This window comes from Aeromonas sp. sia0103, assembly GCF_963895295.1.
GTDB lineage: Bacteria > Pseudomonadota > Gammaproteobacteria > Enterobacterales > Aeromonadaceae > Aeromonas > Aeromonas encheleia.
Genome location: NZ_CAWQKG010000060.1, coordinates 102,673 through 117,219, shown reverse-complemented (window position 1 = coordinate 117,219; position 14,547 = coordinate 102,673). Strand labels below are relative to the sequence as shown.

Annotated in this window: 15 protein-coding genes; 8 read left to right on the top strand and 7 right to left on the bottom strand. The window is 64.5% G+C overall.

What is annotated here, in order from left to right:
- Window positions 1-50 precede the first annotated feature (50 nt).
- From AACW18_RS18185 to hemC, 4 genes are read right to left on the bottom strand one after another with little or no spacing between them, the layout of a single operon-like run.
- On the bottom strand, window positions 51-1,214 hold the full coding sequence (locus tag AACW18_RS18185; protein WP_218389463.1) for a heme biosynthesis HemY N-terminal domain-containing protein: 1,164 nt from the start codon (window positions 1,212-1,214) through the stop codon (window positions 51-53).
- 10 nt (window positions 1,215-1,224) lie between these two features.
- Window positions 1,225-2,286, bottom strand: coding sequence for a uroporphyrinogen-III C-methyltransferase (locus AACW18_RS18180; RefSeq protein ID WP_218389462.1), 1,062 nt, complete (start codon window positions 2,284-2,286; stop codon window positions 1,225-1,227).
- A complete protein-coding gene (locus AACW18_RS18175; protein WP_042651928.1) occupies window positions 2,283-3,017 on the bottom strand; it encodes a uroporphyrinogen-III synthase in 735 nt (244 codons plus the stop codon). Before AACW18_RS18175 ends, AACW18_RS18180 begins: the two co-directional genes overlap by 4 nt.
- Window positions 3,018-3,057: 40 nt before the next feature.
- Window positions 3,058-3,987: a hydroxymethylbilane synthase gene (gene hemC, locus AACW18_RS18170; protein ID WP_218389461.1), complete on the bottom strand. Its 930-nt coding sequence runs from the start codon at window positions 3,985-3,987 to the stop codon at window positions 3,058-3,060.
- Between the two features lie 324 nt (window positions 3,988-4,311).
- On the opposite strand from hemC, the gene AACW18_RS18165 reads away from it, so the two are divergent.
- Complete coding sequence (locus AACW18_RS18165; RefSeq protein WP_042651930.1) at window positions 4,312-6,831, top strand: class I adenylate cyclase; 2,520 nt, start codon at window positions 4,312-4,314, stop codon at window positions 6,829-6,831.
- An 82-nt stretch (window positions 6,832-6,913) separates the two neighbouring features.
- On the opposite strand, the gene AACW18_RS18160 is transcribed toward AACW18_RS18165, so the two are convergent.
- Both AACW18_RS18160 and cyaY read right to left on the bottom strand, forming a co-directional pair.
- Window positions 6,914-7,567 (bottom strand): alpha/beta hydrolase, encoded by a 654-nt coding sequence (locus AACW18_RS18160; protein WP_218291036.1) that lies wholly within the window; start codon window positions 7,565-7,567, stop codon window positions 6,914-6,916.
- Between the two features lie 14 nt (window positions 7,568-7,581).
- Complete coding sequence (gene cyaY / locus AACW18_RS18155; RefSeq protein WP_042651932.1) at window positions 7,582-7,896, bottom strand: iron donor protein CyaY; 315 nt, start codon at window positions 7,894-7,896, stop codon at window positions 7,582-7,584.
- A 73-nt stretch (window positions 7,897-7,969) separates the two neighbouring features.
- On the opposite strand from cyaY, the gene lptM reads away from it, so the two are divergent.
- The 7 genes from lptM (at window position 7,970) to AACW18_RS18120 (ending at window position 13,599) form a co-directional block, all read left to right on the top strand.
- Complete coding sequence (gene lptM, locus AACW18_RS18150) at window positions 7,970-8,182, top strand: LPS translocon maturation chaperone LptM (protein WP_218389460.1); 213 nt, start codon at window positions 7,970-7,972, stop codon at window positions 8,180-8,182.
- Between the two features lie 19 nt (window positions 8,183-8,201).
- Window positions 8,202-9,452 carry a diaminopimelate decarboxylase gene (lysA, locus tag AACW18_RS18145; protein ID WP_218328703.1) on the top strand — a complete coding sequence of 417 codons (1,251 nt, stop codon included), beginning with the start codon at window positions 8,202-8,204 and terminating at the stop codon, window positions 9,450-9,452.
- A 97-nt stretch (window positions 9,453-9,549) separates the two neighbouring features.
- Window positions 9,550-10,380 (top strand): diaminopimelate epimerase, encoded by an 831-nt coding sequence (gene dapF, locus AACW18_RS18140; RefSeq protein WP_042651935.1) that lies wholly within the window; start codon window positions 9,550-9,552, stop codon window positions 10,378-10,380.
- Window positions 10,381-10,462: 82 nt separating this feature from the next.
- Complete coding sequence (locus tag AACW18_RS18135) at window positions 10,463-11,143, top strand: DUF484 family protein (protein ID WP_042651936.1); 681 nt, start codon at window positions 10,463-10,465, stop codon at window positions 11,141-11,143.
- Window positions 11,136-12,092, top strand: coding sequence for a tyrosine recombinase XerC (xerC, locus tag AACW18_RS18130; RefSeq protein WP_339381586.1), 957 nt, complete (start codon window positions 11,136-11,138; stop codon window positions 12,090-12,092). Before AACW18_RS18135 ends, xerC begins: the two co-directional genes overlap by 8 nt.
- Before the next feature lie 287 nt (window positions 12,093-12,379).
- Window positions 12,380-13,090, top strand: a complete 711-nt coding sequence (locus AACW18_RS18125) for an HAD-IA family hydrolase (RefSeq protein ID WP_218389459.1) — start codon at window positions 12,380-12,382, stop codon at window positions 13,088-13,090.
- Between the two features lie 128 nt (window positions 13,091-13,218).
- Complete coding sequence (locus tag AACW18_RS18120) at window positions 13,219-13,599, top strand: hypothetical protein (RefSeq protein WP_218389524.1); 381 nt, start codon at window positions 13,219-13,221, stop codon at window positions 13,597-13,599.
- On the opposite strand, the gene AACW18_RS18115 is transcribed toward AACW18_RS18120, so the two are convergent.
- Entirely contained in the window at window positions 13,596-14,366 is a 771-nt protein-coding gene (locus AACW18_RS18115; protein ID WP_218389458.1) for a gamma-glutamyl-gamma-aminobutyrate hydrolase family protein, read from the bottom strand. The two genes, AACW18_RS18120 and AACW18_RS18115, sit on opposite strands and share 4 nt — an antisense overlap.
- Window positions 14,367-14,547 lie beyond the last annotated feature (181 nt).

Genomic DNA, 14,547 nt, shown 5'->3' with positions numbered 1-14,547 from the left:
AAAGAGGCCGCACTGTGCGGCCTCTTTTCGTTGGTGCTGGGGGCAGGGGATCAGATCCCGGCCAGTGCCAGCGCCTGACGATAGTATTCGTTGGCCTTGTTGGTGAGGCGGCGCTTGTCCATCAGCTGGCCGAGGGCGTGGCAGACAGCGGCGCTGGGGGCGCGTTTGACCTCCTGCTCCAGCAGACGCTGGGCCTCGTCCAGCTGGCCGGCCAGCAGATAGACCTGGGCCAGCGCCGCTTCGGCACCCGGCTGATCCTGCAGCTTTTGCAGCAGAGTCAGCATGGGTTGATAGTCATCCAGCTTGAGCCTGGGCAGGCGGGCGAACAGCTCGGGGGCCGGCTGCTTGCGCAGCGCCTCCAGCCAGAGTTCGGCCGCCTCGCCGTCGGCCCCGAGCTGGCGCAGGCGATCGCCGTAGCTGGCCAGCAGCACGGGGTCCTGGCGCAGCTTGCGCGGCAGCGCCTGCCAGACCGGGCGCAGGGTCTCGAGCGCCTCGCCGGCGGCCTCGAGCCGACCGGTCCAGGCCTGATGCAGCAGATCTTCTTCCTGCTGGGGGGTCAGCTTGCCCACCTTGCGCAGGGCCGGGGCCAGGTCGATCAGGGCCGCCCAGTCCTGGCGGGCCAGATACACCTGGCGCAGCTGATCCAGCACCATGGGGTGGCGCGGATTGAGGGCGTAGACGGACTCGAGCCGACCGAGGGCGCTGTCGTATTGGCCCTGCTCTATCTGCAGCTGGGTCTGGATCAGAGTCAGTGCCAGCTCGGCCTTGGGGTTCTCCTCCTGCGCCTTCTGCAGGTAGTGATCCCGGCGCACGTCATCGCCCCGGGCCTGGGCCACCCTGGCGGCACTCAGGTAGTTGAGCAGCGGGGTGTCGCTGTTGTCGGCCCCCTTGATCAGCAGCTTCTCGGCCTGGTTGTAGTGACCCTCGGCCATGGCCAGGGTCGCATTCACCGTCTGCAGGTTGGCCTTGCGGCGGCGACGGGAACCAAACCAGCCTTGCGTCTTGCGGCGCAGGCCGAACACCCGGCTCAGCAGCCACTCCAGCACGAGCAGGGCGCCGTAGAACAGCACCGCCAGGATCACGGCACTGGTGACCGAGGACTCCACCGTGTAGTTGCCGAGGGAGATGAGCACGTAGCCCTTGTTGCCGGAGGCTTCGGGGCCGAACATCAGGCCCGCCACCATCACGGCCACTACCAGGATCAGACGAATCATGGGCGTCTCCTCAGTTGCCGGCCAGGATGCGTTGCAGGCGCTCGTTCAGCACCTGCTCCAGCATGGCCTGGGTCTTGAACTGATCCGGATAGTCGAACTGGATCTGCTCGCCTTTGAGCTTGTCGAGCTCGGACTGCATGTATTGGGTGGCGCTGTTGTCGACGTCGAAGTACTGGGTCAGCCAGCGCTGGGCCTTGTCCAGGCTGTCTTCATACAGCGCCTGCTGCTCGCGGTAGACCGCCAGCTGGGCTTGCAGCAGCTTGGTCTTGAGGTTCTCGCGCAGGAAGATCTCCTGCTGCGGGGAGAGCAGCGCCTCCACGGCGCCATCGCGGCGGCGGATGGTGATGAAGTTCTCGGTGAACTTGACCCAGTTCTTCTTCAGGTTGCTCTGCCATTCGTCCGGGCTGGTGCTGACGGCCTGATCCGGCTCGGCCTTGGCTTCCGGCATGCTGACGGTGGAGAGGGGCAGCAGCTCGATCTGATCCGAGAGGGCGGCCAGTTTCAGGGTCAGCCCCTCGCGGTCGACCCGCGGCATGCCCTTGAGCTGGGCGATGTCTTCCGCCAGCGCCTTGCGGATCGGCATCAGGCTGGGATCGTTGAGCGCCTTGATCCGCTCGTCGGCGTTGCCGAGCAGGGTGATGGCGGAGATGAGGTCATGCTCGAGCCACAGCTTGCGGCCCGCCATGCGTACCAGGTATTCGGATTCGGCCAGCATCCAGTCGTTGGGCCGCTTGTCGTTGAGATCCAGCACCCTATGCTGCAGCCCGTCCAGCGCCTCCTGCAGCTGTTGCTGGCTCTTGCCGAGCACGGCCAGCTGCTGGGCATCCTTGCTGTTGCTCTGATCCAGCTTGCCCATGACCTCGGCCAACTGCTGCTTGAGCGCACTCAGCTCGGCCTGCTGGGCGACGGCATTTTGGTGCCCGTGCAGATAGAGGCCACCGGCCAGCCCGAGGGCCAGCAGGATGGCGACGCCGCCGAGGAGTGCACCGGAGCGGTGCTTGCCGTTCTTGGGCTCGAGCGCCGGCGCGGCAGGGGCCGCGGCATTCGGCTGGACTTCTTGCTGATCAGTCATTCCATCTTCCTCAGTTCCAGGGCGGCCGTCAGGGCCTGGTTGGATGCACCTTGGGCAATCACGATACGGGTAAAACCAGCCGCCTCGGCCTGTTCGGCCACGCGGGGGCTGGGCACCACCAACAGGCGGTCATGAAGCCAGGGCTGCTGCTGGCTTGGCACCAGTTCCAGCAGCCGTTGCAGCAGTTCACCACTGGTGATGAGCAGGCTGTCGAGCCCGGCCGTCTGCCAGTGGCGAGTCAATTCGTTTCCGTCGAGCTCGGGGTAGTGGCGCTCGTAGGTGGCACAATAGTGCACCAGTGCGCCGCGTGAGGCCAGCTCCCGGGCGATGAGATCCCGGCCACCGTTGCCGCGCAGGATCAGCACCCGTTTGCCGGTCATCGCTTGCAGGGCCGGCAGCAGCAGCAGTCCCTCACTGCGAGGATCCTGCGGACTCTGCGCCTTGACCCCCACCTCGGCGAAGGCGTCGGCGCTGGCCTGACCGACCGCAAAGTACTCAATATGTGGCCAGGTCAGACCAGTTTGCAACAGAAAATGATGAGCAAAATGAATTGCATGGGCGCTGACGGCGATGATGATGTCCGCCGTCGGCAGCAAGGCGGGCAGGCGGGACAGCTCGTCGCCCGGCCGGGTCTCCAGCAGCGGGCAACAGAGCGGGCTGTGGCCGTGCCGGCGCAGCAACTGCACCAGCTCGTCGGCCTGCCTGGCCGGGCGCACCACCAGCGGGATCATCAGGCCGCGCTCAACGGTTGTGGCCTGACCCGGCCTGCGCTCATGGGCGGTAGACCTCGGCCAGGATGGCGTCGGCACCGGCGGCTAGCAGGCGCTGGGCCAGGGCGTCGCCGAGCGCCTCGCCATCGGCCAGCGGGCCGCGGATCTCGTCTCGGATCACCTGACGGCCATCCGGGCTGCCCACCAGGCCGCGCAACCAGACTTCATCGCCCTGCACCAGGGCATAGGCACCGATGGGGACCTGACAGCCCCCTTGCAGGGCACGGTTCATGGCGCGCTCGGTCAGCACCCGGATCCGGGTCTCGGCGTGTTCCAGCGGGGCCAGCAGGGCGTGCAGCTCGTGATCGTCCTGACGGCACTCGATGCCGACCGCGCCCTGACCGTTGGCGGGCAGGCTCTGCTCCGGCTCGATGAAGGCGGTGATGCGGTCTGCCATCTCCAGCCGTATCAGGCCGGCGGCGGCGAGGATGATGGCGTCGTATTCACCGGCATCCAGCTTGGCGAGGCGGGTGTTGACGTTGCCGCGCAGGTCGCGGATCACCAAGTCCGGGCGGGCGGCCCGCAGCTGGCACTGACGGCGCAGGCTGGAGGTGCCGACCACGGCGCCCTGCGGCAGCGCGTCGAGCTGCTTGAAGCGGTTGGAGACGAAGGCATCGCGCGGATCTTCCCGCTCGCAGATGGTGTGCAGGCCGAGCCCTTCCGGGAACTCCACCGGCACGTCTTTCATGGAGTGGACGGCGATGTCGGCACGTCCCTCCAGCATGGCAGTCTCCAGCTCCTTGACGAACAGCCCCTTGCCGCCGACCTTGGCCAGCGGGGTATCCAGGATCTTGTCACCCTGGGTGCTCATGGGCACCAGTTCGACCTGCAGATCGGGATAGAGGGCTTCCAGCCGATCTTTCACAAAGTTGGCCTGCCACAGGGCCAGTGGGCTCTTGCGAGTGGCAATTCTCAGGGTTCGGTCTGCCATATCAATCAGTTGTTTCATCTTTAGAAGGAAAACGATCTTACCACCCTTTGCAGGGGCTTTCATGGCGCAGCCGGCAAAAGCGGGGCCAGGCTCAAAAAAGGTGGCTGAAAATGATTTTCATTAAGTCAGGATGATATGTTAACTGCATGAAATAATTAATTTTTATTGCTTTCCATTGATACCGTTATGGAGCCCGCCAGAAATAATCCGGTGATTCCGTGCGGGCTTGTTTACCACGGCAGTTTGCATTGTTAACATGATCACACTTTTTTGACGTCTCCCCGTTTTGGTGCGTCATTTGTCTCCCCCATCATAGGTAGGGCATTGCTGGTAAAACTCGACACGCTGGTGGTGCGCTACGACGAACTCAATCGTCTCAAGACGCAACGGGCGTTGGATCTCATGAGTCGCTATGGGCAGCAGGTCTTCCAATTGCTGCCGGTCATGCTGCACTTCAATCATCCTCTCTTGCCCGGCTATGTGGCGGGGGATGTGCCTCATGGTATCTGGAGTTTTGTCGCCAACGAGGCCCAGCAGGCCTTCATCCAGGATCTGTGCCAGAACGCCAACTGTCAGGGCGGCCTCAGCACTCACGACAAGTCGATCCAGGGCCTCTATTCCATGGGCAGCACCTCGTCCATCGGCCAGTGCTGCCACTCGGATCTCGACATCTGGGTCTGCCACGTGGCGGGGCTGTCGCAGGAGCGGCTCGCCCTGCTGGATCTCAAGTGCCAGCAACTCTCCAAGTGGGCCGAGCAGCGCGGGGTCGATCTCAACTTCTTCCTGATCCCGGAAGACAAGTTCCGTCAGCGCAACGATGCCCAGATGCAGGGTGAAAGCTGTGGCAGCGCCCAGCACCTGCTGCTGCTCGACGAGTTCTACCGCAGCGCCATGCACATCGCCGGCAAGCGCCTGCTCTGGTATCTGGTGCCCGCCGAGTATGACGATCACTACGACGAGTATGTGAATGGCCTGTTTGCCCACGGCAAGCTGAGCCAGGATGACTGGCTCGATCTCGGTGGTTTCGATCGCATTCCGGCCGAGGAGTACTTCGGCTCTGCCCTGTGGCAGCTCTACAAGGGCATCGACTCCCCCTACAAGGCGGTGCTCAAGTCGGTGCTGATGGAGGCTTACTCCCACGAGTATCCCGATACCCGTTTGCTGTCGGTGACCAGTCGTGACTGGTTCCAGCACAACGAGGGCATGCACTACCGGCTCGACAACTACTGCCTGATGCTGGACAAGGTGACCAACTACCTCAAGTCCATCGGCGACATGCAGCGTCTGGACCTGGTGCGCCGCTGCTTCTATCTCAAGGTGTGTGACGGTCTCAGTCACCCGAAGGAGGAGCACTCCCCGAGCTGGCGCCGCGAGCAGATGGCCCAGCTGGTGGCCTACTGGGGCTGGAGCCCGGAGCGGCTGCACCATCTGGATCACCGCCAGGAGTGGAAGGTCGAGGACGTCAAGGTGGCCTACGCCGAGTTGCTGGAAGCCCTGATGCAGAGCTATCGCAACCTGATCCAGTTCGCCCGCCGCAACAACATCAGCGAGTCCATCAACCCGGAGGACATCGGCATACTGTCGCGCAAGCTCTATGCCGCGTTCGAGAGCCTGCCGGGCAAGGTGCAGCGCATCAACCTCAAGATAGCGCCGGATCTGAGCGAGCCGGATCTCAGCCTGGTGCAGGTGCCCCACGGCCGCCTCAACCGCGCCGGCTGGTATCTCTACAAGCACTCCCTCGAGCCGGCGGACATCATAGGTCGGGCGCCGCTCGAATATAACGGCTACATCAGCAAGCTGATGGCCTGGGCCTACTTCAACGGCCTGCTGACGCCCGAGTCCCGGGTGCACCTGTTCAATCAGGGCTCGGATCTGCACATCGACAACCTGCACCAGTTCTGTCGCGATCTGTCCGGCACCTTCCCGGTCAAGTATCCGCGCGCCACCAACCTGGCCCTGAGCCGCCCCTGCGAGATCCATCAGCTCTCCATCTTCCTCAACCTGGAGACGGATCCCACCAGCCACTGGGTGGGGCAGGTGATCGAGTTCGACGCCAACGCCGCCGATGTGTTCTCGTTCGGCCGCAATCAGGAGTGCCTGGTGGGCTCGGTGGATCTGGTCTATCGCAACTCCTGGAGCGAGATCCGTACCTTGCACTTCCAGGGGGAGGAGGCGGTGGTGGACGCCCTCACCACCATACTCGGCAAGATGCACCAGGATGCCGCCGCCCCCGAGATGATCGAGGTGTTCTGCTACAGCCAGCACTTCCGCTCCCTGGTGCGCTCCCGCTTCCAGCTGCTGCTGGCCGAGTGCATCGAGCTGCGCCTCGCCCGCGACAAGCAGCAACTGGTCAAGACCCTGGCGCTCGGCAAAGAGAAGTACGGCATCTTCTTCGAACGGCGCGGGGTCTCGGTCAAGAAGCTGGAAAACGCCATCGACTTCTACCGCCACATCTCCCACAACAAGCTGGATCACCTGCCGCTGCGGCTCGACAAGACTCACAGCCAGCACCTGCCCGGCATCGTCGATGCCTATGCCAGCGAGGGGTTGGTGCAGTTCTTCTTCGACACCAGAGACGCGGGCACCAACATCTATATCCTGGACGAGGCGAACCGGGTGGAGATCTACCAGCACTTCGCCGGCAACAAGGATGAGCTGGTACAGGGGGTGAACCGCTTCTATACCTCTGGCCACGAGCGCTTCAGCAATGCGGGCCAGTTCAGCAACTTCAACCTGCCCCAGTACTATGAGATCGTGCTGATGGGAGACGCGCTGGAGGTGATCCCCTACCGCAGCCAGAGCCCGCAGCGGGACAATCCGGGCCCGGCCCGCGAGGTGGGCTGAGTACCCACTCGCCCAATCCACTCCGCCGAGACGCAAACGGCCTGCAGATGCAGGCCGTTGTCTTATTCGTGGTCGAGCGGTTTCAGGCGTCGAGGCGGGCCAGCAGCCAGCTGCGAATGTCGCCGAGCTGAGGGCGGCAGATCTCGTGGCGCATGGGGTACTCGTGCCACTCGAGGCTGAGCCCTGCCGCTTCCAGCCGATTTTTCGCGTCCCAGCCCATGGAGAGCGCCACCACGTCGTCATAGATGCCGTGCATGTAGCAGATGGGCAGGGCACGGGCGGCCTCGCTCAGCTCGCCGAGCAGGACATCGGGCGCCGCCAGATAGGTGGACATGCAGAGCAGGCCCGCCAGTGGCGTCGGGGAGCGCAGGGCGGTGAAGGAGGCGATGACCCCCCCCTGGGAGAAGCCGGCCAGGATGATGCGCTCGGGGGCGAAGCCCTCGGCGATCAGGTCGTTCAGCAACCCCTGGATGCGGGTGGCCGATTCGCGCACATGGGACTCCACGGCGCGATCCGCCGGGTTGTCGAAGCTCTTGATGTCGTACCAGCCGCGCATCTTGTAGCCCATGTTGATGGTGATGGGCCGCTCCGGCGCATCGGGCAGAAGATGGCGGACCGGCAGGGTGGCGGGCAGGTCAAGGGCATCGACCAGGGGCGCGAGCCCGGCCCCCGAATCCCCCAGCCCGTGCAGCCAGATCACCGCGTGCCGGGCACCCTGCGGATGCAGATCGATCATGGGATGCGGGTCCATCATGGGAACTGTACGGGCTCGCCCGCCTGGGTGGTGCAGGCCCGGGTCAGCAGGGCTTTCAGCTCATCGCCGAAGCGGTTGTCGATCCAGTTGTCGCCGTGCAGCTCGAAGTGGAATCCGTTCTCGCGGGTGGCGACCCAAATCTGGTGCAGGGGCTCCTGCTTGTTGATGATGACCTTGGTCTTGTTCTCGAAGCTCAGGGTCAAGACCCCGCCGGCGCGTTCGCAGTCGATATCCGGATAACCCTCGTCGATAACGTCTTCCACATACTGGAAAAAGGCGTCGGTCAGGGCGTGATACTCGTGATCCTTCATCGGTTTATCCTGTTGCTTTTAACAATGTGAGTGCGATTATAGAGGGCCAAAAATTTTTTCGCAGCGAACCATTATGATTAGCCAGTTTACCAAGTGCCTGTTTGCCGCGTCCTTGTCGCTCGGGTTGGCCGCCTGCGGCCTGACGGGGCCACTCTATATGCCGCCAGCCGAGCAACCCGTGTCTACCGAGCAACCCAAGACACCGGCACAGCCCAAGACAGAGAGTACACCGCAAGCCGCCTCGCCGGCGACCGCAGAAGCTGCCCCCGAGGCCGCGTCGCAATAATCTAGGAAGGAACCGCCCCTTGGATCACTTTAACTACGACGCCGACGGCCAGCTTCAGGCCGAACAGCTGCCGCTGCAGCGGCTCGCCGAGCAACATGGCACCCCGCTCTATGTCTACTCCCGCGCCACCCTGGAGCGTCACTGGCACGCGTTCGATCAGGCGGCTGGCGACATTCCCCACCTGATCTGCTACGCGGTCAAGGCCAACTCCAACCTGGCGCTGCTCAACCTGTTGGCCCGCCTGGGCTCCGGTTTTGACATCGTCTCCGGCGGTGAGCTGTCCAGGGTGCTGGCGGCGGGGGGCGATCCCGCCAAGGTGGTCTTCTCCGGCGTGGCCAAGAGCGAGGCCGAGATGCGGCTGGCGCTGGAAAAAGAGATCCTCTGCTTCAACCTGGAGTCGGAAGCCGAGCTGGAGCGCCTGAACCGGGTGGCCGGCAGCATGGGCAAGACCGCGCGGGTCTCGGTGCGGGTCAATCCGGATATCGATGCCGGCACCCATCCCTACATCTCCACCGGGCTCAAGCAGAACAAGTTTGGCATCCCCATCGAGCAGGCCCCGGCCATCTACCGCAAGGCGGCAGCCATGGCCCACATCGAGATCAAGGGGGTGGATTGCCACATCGGCTCCCAGCTCACCGAACTGACTCCCTTCATGGAGGCGGCGGACAAGCTGCTGCGGCTGATCGATGAGCTGGCCGCCGAAGGCATCCAGATCCATCACCTGGACGTGGGCGGTGGCCTCGGGGTCAACTACGGCGCCGAGCAGCCACCCCATCCCACCGAATATGCGCAGGCGCTCAAGCAGAAGCTGGCGGGCCGGGAGCTGACCCTGCTGTTCGAACCGGGCCGTGCAATCGTCGCCAACGCCGGCGTGCTGCTGACCCGGGTCGAATACCTCAAGCCGGGGGAGACCCGCAACTTCGCGCTGATCGACGCCGGCATGAACGATCTGCTGCGCCCCTCCCTCTATGGCGCCTGGATGAACATCATTGAGGTGGATAGCCGCACGACCCATGAGAAGGCGGTCTACGATGTGGTGGGACCCGTGTGCGAAACCGGCGACTTCCTCGGCAAGGAGCGCACCCTGGCCATAGGCGAGGGCTCCCTGCTGGCGGTCCGCTCCGCCGGTGCCTATGGCTTCACCATGTCCTCCAACTACAACACCCGTCCCCGTGCGGCCGAGGTGCTGGTGGACGGTGACAAGGCGTTTCTCATCCGGGAGCGCGAGCCGCTGGAATCGCTCTGGCAGGGCGAGCACCTGCTGCCCTGAGCAAGGTACAGGCACGCGAGACGGTGATGATGTTTGCCGGTCGGGATTCCAAGCGTTCCTCCATGTGAGAGCGTGATTAACGGTACAGGAACGCAGGATGTTGATAGATTTTTCCAAGATGCATGGCCTGGGCAACGACTTCATGGTGGTGGACGGTGTCACCCAGAAGGTGTTCTTCAGCAATGACGTCATCAAGAAGCTGGCGGATCGCCACTTCGGCATCGGCTTCGACCAGCTGCTGCTGGTGGAGCCGCCCTATGATCCTGAGCTCGACTTTCACTACCGCATCTTCAATGCCGATGGCAGCGAGGTGGAGCAGTGTGGCAACGGGGCGCGCTGTTTCGCCCGCTTCGTGCGGCTGAAGGGGCTGATCAACCGGGATCGCATCGCGGTCAGCACGGCCCGTGGCCGCATCACCCTGCAGTTGGAGGGGGAGAACCAGGTCACGGTCAACATGGGGGTGCCCCAGTTTGAGCCGGGCAAGGTGCCATTCCGTGCCCAGAAGGCGGAGAAGACCTATCTGCTGCGGGCGCAGGAGCATACGGTGATGTGCGGGGTCGTCTCCATGGGCAACCCGCACTGCGTCATCGAGGTGCCCTCGGTGGACGACGCGCCCGTGCAGACCCTGGGCGCCATCATGGAGCGGCACGAGCGTTTCCCCGAGCGGGTCAACGTCGGCTTCATGGAGATGGTCAACGCCACCGAAATCCGCCTGCGGGTGTTCGAGCGCGGGGTGGGGGAGACCCTGGCCTGCGGCACCGGCGCCTGCGCGGCCGTGGTGATCGGCATCAGCCAGGGCAAGCTCAGGGAGCGGGTTACCGTCAGCCTGCCGGGCGGCAAGCTGACCATCGCCTGGAAGGGGCCGGGCCAGCCGGTCTATATGACCGGGCCGGCCGAGCACGTGTTCGATGGCCAGATAGAGTTATAGGCATCGAGCGGGGGCAACCCCGCCCTGCCAAGCGGTAATGTCAGGGCCCTGTGCCCTTTTTCTATGATGGACCAACCAATTTATGAGCGAACTCAAACGGCAGGAGACACTGGTGGACGAAGCCAGCGTGCTGGAGTACCTGGCCCGTTATCCCGAGTTTTTCCAGCGCCACGCGGCCATGCTGGACCGGATCCGCATTCCCCATGAGCGCAAGGGCACCGTCTCCCTGGTGGAGCGCCAGCTGGATCGACAGCGCGAGCGCATCGATCAGCTGGAGCAGGAGATCACCGAACTGATGGGGGTCGCCAGCGAGAATGAGCGGATCTTCCGGGTCTATGCGGATCTCTATGGCGAGCTCTACGGCTGCCAGACCCTGTTCGAGATGAGCGTGGCCATGGGCAAGGCCTTCGTGCAGCGGCTGCGGCTGACCGAGCTGCGGCTCTGGCTCAACCCGAAGAAGTTCCAGCTGAGCGGCCCGGAGCAGCGCTTCCTGGCACAGGGCAAGCAGCTCGAGCAACTGCTGGGTCAGCGCCTGCCCGGATCGGATTACTACTTCGGCCGGCTCAACCAGAGCGAGAAACAGGCGCTGTTTGGCAGCGACGTGCTGGTCAACTCGGTGGCCCTGATGCGGCTCGGCGATCTCGGCGTGCTGGCCTTCGCCAGCTCGGATCCCAGCCACTTCGCCCCCCACAACGACACCCTGTTGCTGGGTCAGCTGGGCCGCTTGCTGCAACTGCGTCTGCCCGAGCTGGTTCGTGGCTAAGACGCCGCAACCCGCCACCGAGCCGCTGCCTCCCGTATTGGTGGGGGAACTCACTGCCTTTATCGAATACCTGAGGGTCGAGCGCCAGCTCAGCCCCCACACCCGCAGCAACTACGAGGCGCACCTGCAGGCCATGACCGCCGAGCTGGTGCGCCTCGGTCTCGACGACTGGGCCCGGCTCGAGGCGAGCCAGGTGCGCAGCCTGGTGACCCGGATGCACAAGGCTGGCCTCGCCCCCCGCTCCCTCGCCACCAAGGTCTCGGCCCTGCGCAGCTTCTGCGACTGGCAGGTGCGCCAGGGGCGGCTGGTGGCCAACCCGGCAAGGGGCATAGTGACCCCCAAGCAGGGGCGGCCGCTGCCCAAGAACCTGGATGTGGACGAGATGTACCAGCTGCTCAACATCACCGACGAGCAGGATCCGCTGGCGGTGCGGGATCGCGCCATCATGGAGCTGATGTACTCCTCCGGCCTGCGCCTCGCCGAGCTGGTGGGGCTCAACCTGGCGGACATCAAGCTCGACGAGCGCCAGCTCAAGGTGACCGGCAAGGGCTCGCGGGAGCGGGTGCTGCCCATGGGACGGATGGCGGTGGAGTGGCTGCACAAGTGGCTCAGGGTGCGGCCATTGCTGGCGGGGGACGAGGCCGAGGCCTTGTTCGTCTCCAAGCGCAAACAGCGGCTGTCGGCCCGCTCGGTGCAGGAGCGGATCGATGGCTGGGGCAACAAGCAGGCGCTCAACGCCCACGTCCATCCTCACAAGCTGCGCCACAGCTTCGCCACCCATATGCTGGAGTCGTCCGGCGATCTGCGGGCGGTGCAGGAGCTGCTGGGCCACGCCGATCTCTCCACTACCCAGATCTACACCCACCTCGACTTCCAGCATCTGGCCAAGGTGTATGACAATGCCCACCCTAGGGCCAAACGGGATCCCGCCACCCCGGAGGATGAGTGACGCCTGTCGCCACGGACGGCCGTCTATGACAATGTCCAAGCCGCCAGGGCCAAACGGGATCCCGCCACCCCGGAGGATGAGTGACGCCTGTCGCCACGGACGGCTGTCTATGACAATGTCCAAGCCGCCAGGGCCAAACGGGATCCCGCCACCCCGGGGGATGAGTGACTCCCGTCGCCACGGACGGCCGTCTATGACAATGTCCAAGCCGCCAGGGCCAAGCGGGATCCTGACTCCCCGGGACTGTGAATAACGGGCTGGCCCGGCCATCAAGCAGAGGAGAGCACATGCAGTTTTATCGCCGCTGGCAGCCGGTGGCCGCCATCTCGTTCGATCTCGACGACACCCTCTATGACAACGGCCCCGCCATACTGCGGGCCGAGCAGTGGATGCTGGCCCATCTGCGCAGCGAATACCTGGCCACCGCCATGCTGGACAAGCCGCGCTGGCTGGCGCTCAAGCGCAGCCTGCTGCTGGCCCACCCCGAGCTGCGTCAGGATGTCAGCCTGGCGCGCCGGCACTGTATCCGTGAGGCCTTGGTGCAGGGGGGCATGGCGGCCGGGATGGCCAGTCATGAGGCCGAGCGGGTGTTTGCCGGCTTCCTCGTCGAGCGCTCGAAGATAGAGGTGAGCGCCGCCACCCACACCCTGCTGGCACGCCTCGCCGGCCGCTACCCGCTGGTGGTGATCACCAACGGCAACCTGGATCTGGCCCAGGCCGGGCTGAGCGACTATTTCACCCTGGTCTGCAAGGCCGGGGTGGGCGCCAGGATGAAGCCGGCGCCTGACATGTTCGCCCAGGCGCAGGCCGCGCTCGGCCTGCCGGCCGACCGGATCCTGCACGTAGGGGATCACCCAGAGACGGACGTGCTGGGGGCACTGCTGCACGGCTTCAAGGCCGCCTGGCTCAACGATCGCCAGCAGCCCTGGCGGCAGCTACAACTACTGCCGGATGTGGAGCTCTGCGCCCTCGGCGAGCTGGCAGAATTGCTGCTGTGACGGCGTGGCAGAAGAGGCTTCAGCGTCTGTCGGGCAGCCGAGACGAAGAGGCGGTGATGGATGGCGGTCTGGTGCGGGTCGACCAGGGAGTACAAGGATTGCGTTTGAAGAACATCTTCTGGTTGGCGATGCTCTTGCCGCTGGCGGGCTGCGATCTGCTGACGGACAAGTACCGGATGGAGTTCAGGGATGGATCCTGGCGCGAGATCGCCATCTCCCCCTTCTCCGACGAGGCCCGCTGGCGGGAAGGCTGCGCCAGCGGCGAGGTGCTGAGCGACATGACGCTGCCCCTGAAGCGGGGCAAGCGGGTCGATGCGCGGCAACAACTGCTGATCGGCGGTGAGCTGTTCGAGCTGGACGACGCCAATCTGTACCGCAGCAACGGCATGGTGCTCGGTCAGGCCCCGGATCACGTCCAGCGCGGCCTCAAGGGGCTGGATCTCTGCCGTACCCTGCGCCCCGATCGCGGGGCGCTGCCCAGGCTGAAGGGCAAGGGTTTCGGCGACTAGCCGGCCAGCATCCTGTGCCGGCGACAGGCGGCACCGAAGGCCTCGAACAGCTTGATGGAGTGGGGGTTTTCGGTCGCCTTCCACTCCGGATGCCATTGCACCGCCAGGGTGAACTGGGGCAGCTCGGGGGCGTGAAGGGCCTCGATCAGCCCATCCTCGGCATAGGCCAGCGGGGCCAGTCCCTTGGCCAGCGTCTTGATCCCCTGGCCGTGCAATGAGTTGACCGGAATTTCCTCCTCCCCCATCAGCTCGGCAAACCAGCTGCCGGCCACCAGGCTCACCTGGTGGCTGTGACCATACTGATCCTCCACCGGATCGTCCGCGTCTTCCCGATGATCGTCATACCCCGGCTCGCAATAGACCTTCTGATGAATGTCCCCGCCGAGCGCTACGTTGATCTCCTGCATGCCGCGGCAGATGCCGAGCAGCGGCAGCCCGCGATCGATGGCGGCGCGCACCAGGGGAATGTCGAACAGATCTCTGTCCCTGTCCTGGGGCTTCTCCGGGGTCAGGTTCTCCTGGCCGTAGAGGGCGGGATCTATGTTGGAGCCGGCGCCGCTCAGGTAGACGCCATCGGCCAGATTGAGGTACTGCTCCAGATCGTCGGTGCCGCAGCAGGTCGGCACCAGCAGGGGAATACAGCCGCTGATCTCCACCAGGGGGGTGATGTATTTGTGGGTCATCACCTGGTAAGGGTGGCCGTTACGGGGCTGGGCCCCCATGGTCATCAACACGACGGGTTTGGTATGGGAACTGGGGTTGGGCATAGGTCACCTTGGCTATCCTTGTCTGGTGTCTCATCCTGCGCCTTGGGAAGGCCCTTGCCGCGGCTGAGCAGCAAGGGCATGCCTCAAGGCATGGTCATGGGATCCGGGTCGTGCCGCGGTGCCAGAATCGTCGGTCAGCCTGGGCAGTGACAGCCTGGATCCTGATCCCAGTCTGCCAAGG

Excerpts from the sequence above, each read along its gene's own strand:
- AACW18_RS18115 (WP_218389458.1), bottom strand. The coding sequence starts at position 14,366 with ATGCCCAACCCCAGTTCCCATACCAAACCCGTCGTGTTGATGACCATG.
- AACW18_RS18125 (WP_218389459.1), top strand. The coding sequence starts at position 12,380 with ATGCAGTTTTATCGCCGCTGGCAGCCGGTGGCCGCCATCTCGTTCGAT.
- AACW18_RS18180 (WP_218389462.1), bottom strand. The coding sequence starts at position 2,286 with ATGACTGATCAGCAAGAAGTCCAGCCGAATGCCGCGGCCCCTGCCGCG.
- AACW18_RS18160 (WP_218291036.1), bottom strand. The coding sequence starts at position 7,567 with ATGATCGATCTGCATCCGCAGGGTGCCCGGCACGCGGTGATCTGGCTG.
- cyaY (WP_042651932.1), bottom strand. The coding sequence starts at position 7,896 with ATGAAGGATCACGAGTATCACGCCCTGACCGACGCCTTTTTCCAGTAT.
- AACW18_RS18135 (WP_042651936.1), top strand. The coding sequence starts at position 10,463 with ATGAGCGAACTCAAACGGCAGGAGACACTGGTGGACGAAGCCAGCGTG.
- dapF (WP_042651935.1), top strand. The coding sequence starts at position 9,550 with ATGTTGATAGATTTTTCCAAGATGCATGGCCTGGGCAACGACTTCATG.
- AACW18_RS18120 (WP_218389524.1), top strand. The coding sequence starts at position 13,219 with ATGCTCTTGCCGCTGGCGGGCTGCGATCTGCTGACGGACAAGTACCGG.
- AACW18_RS18175 (WP_042651928.1), bottom strand. The coding sequence starts at position 3,017 with ATGATCCCGCTGGTGGTGCGCCCGGCCAGGCAGGCCGACGAGCTGGTG.
- lptM (WP_218389460.1), top strand. The coding sequence starts at position 7,970 with ATGATTAGCCAGTTTACCAAGTGCCTGTTTGCCGCGTCCTTGTCGCTC.
- AACW18_RS18185 (WP_218389463.1), bottom strand. The coding sequence starts at position 1,214 with ATGATTCGTCTGATCCTGGTAGTGGCCGTGATGGTGGCGGGCCTGATG.
- hemC (WP_218389461.1), bottom strand. The coding sequence starts at position 3,987 with ATGGCAGACCGAACCCTGAGAATTGCCACTCGCAAGAGCCCACTGGCC.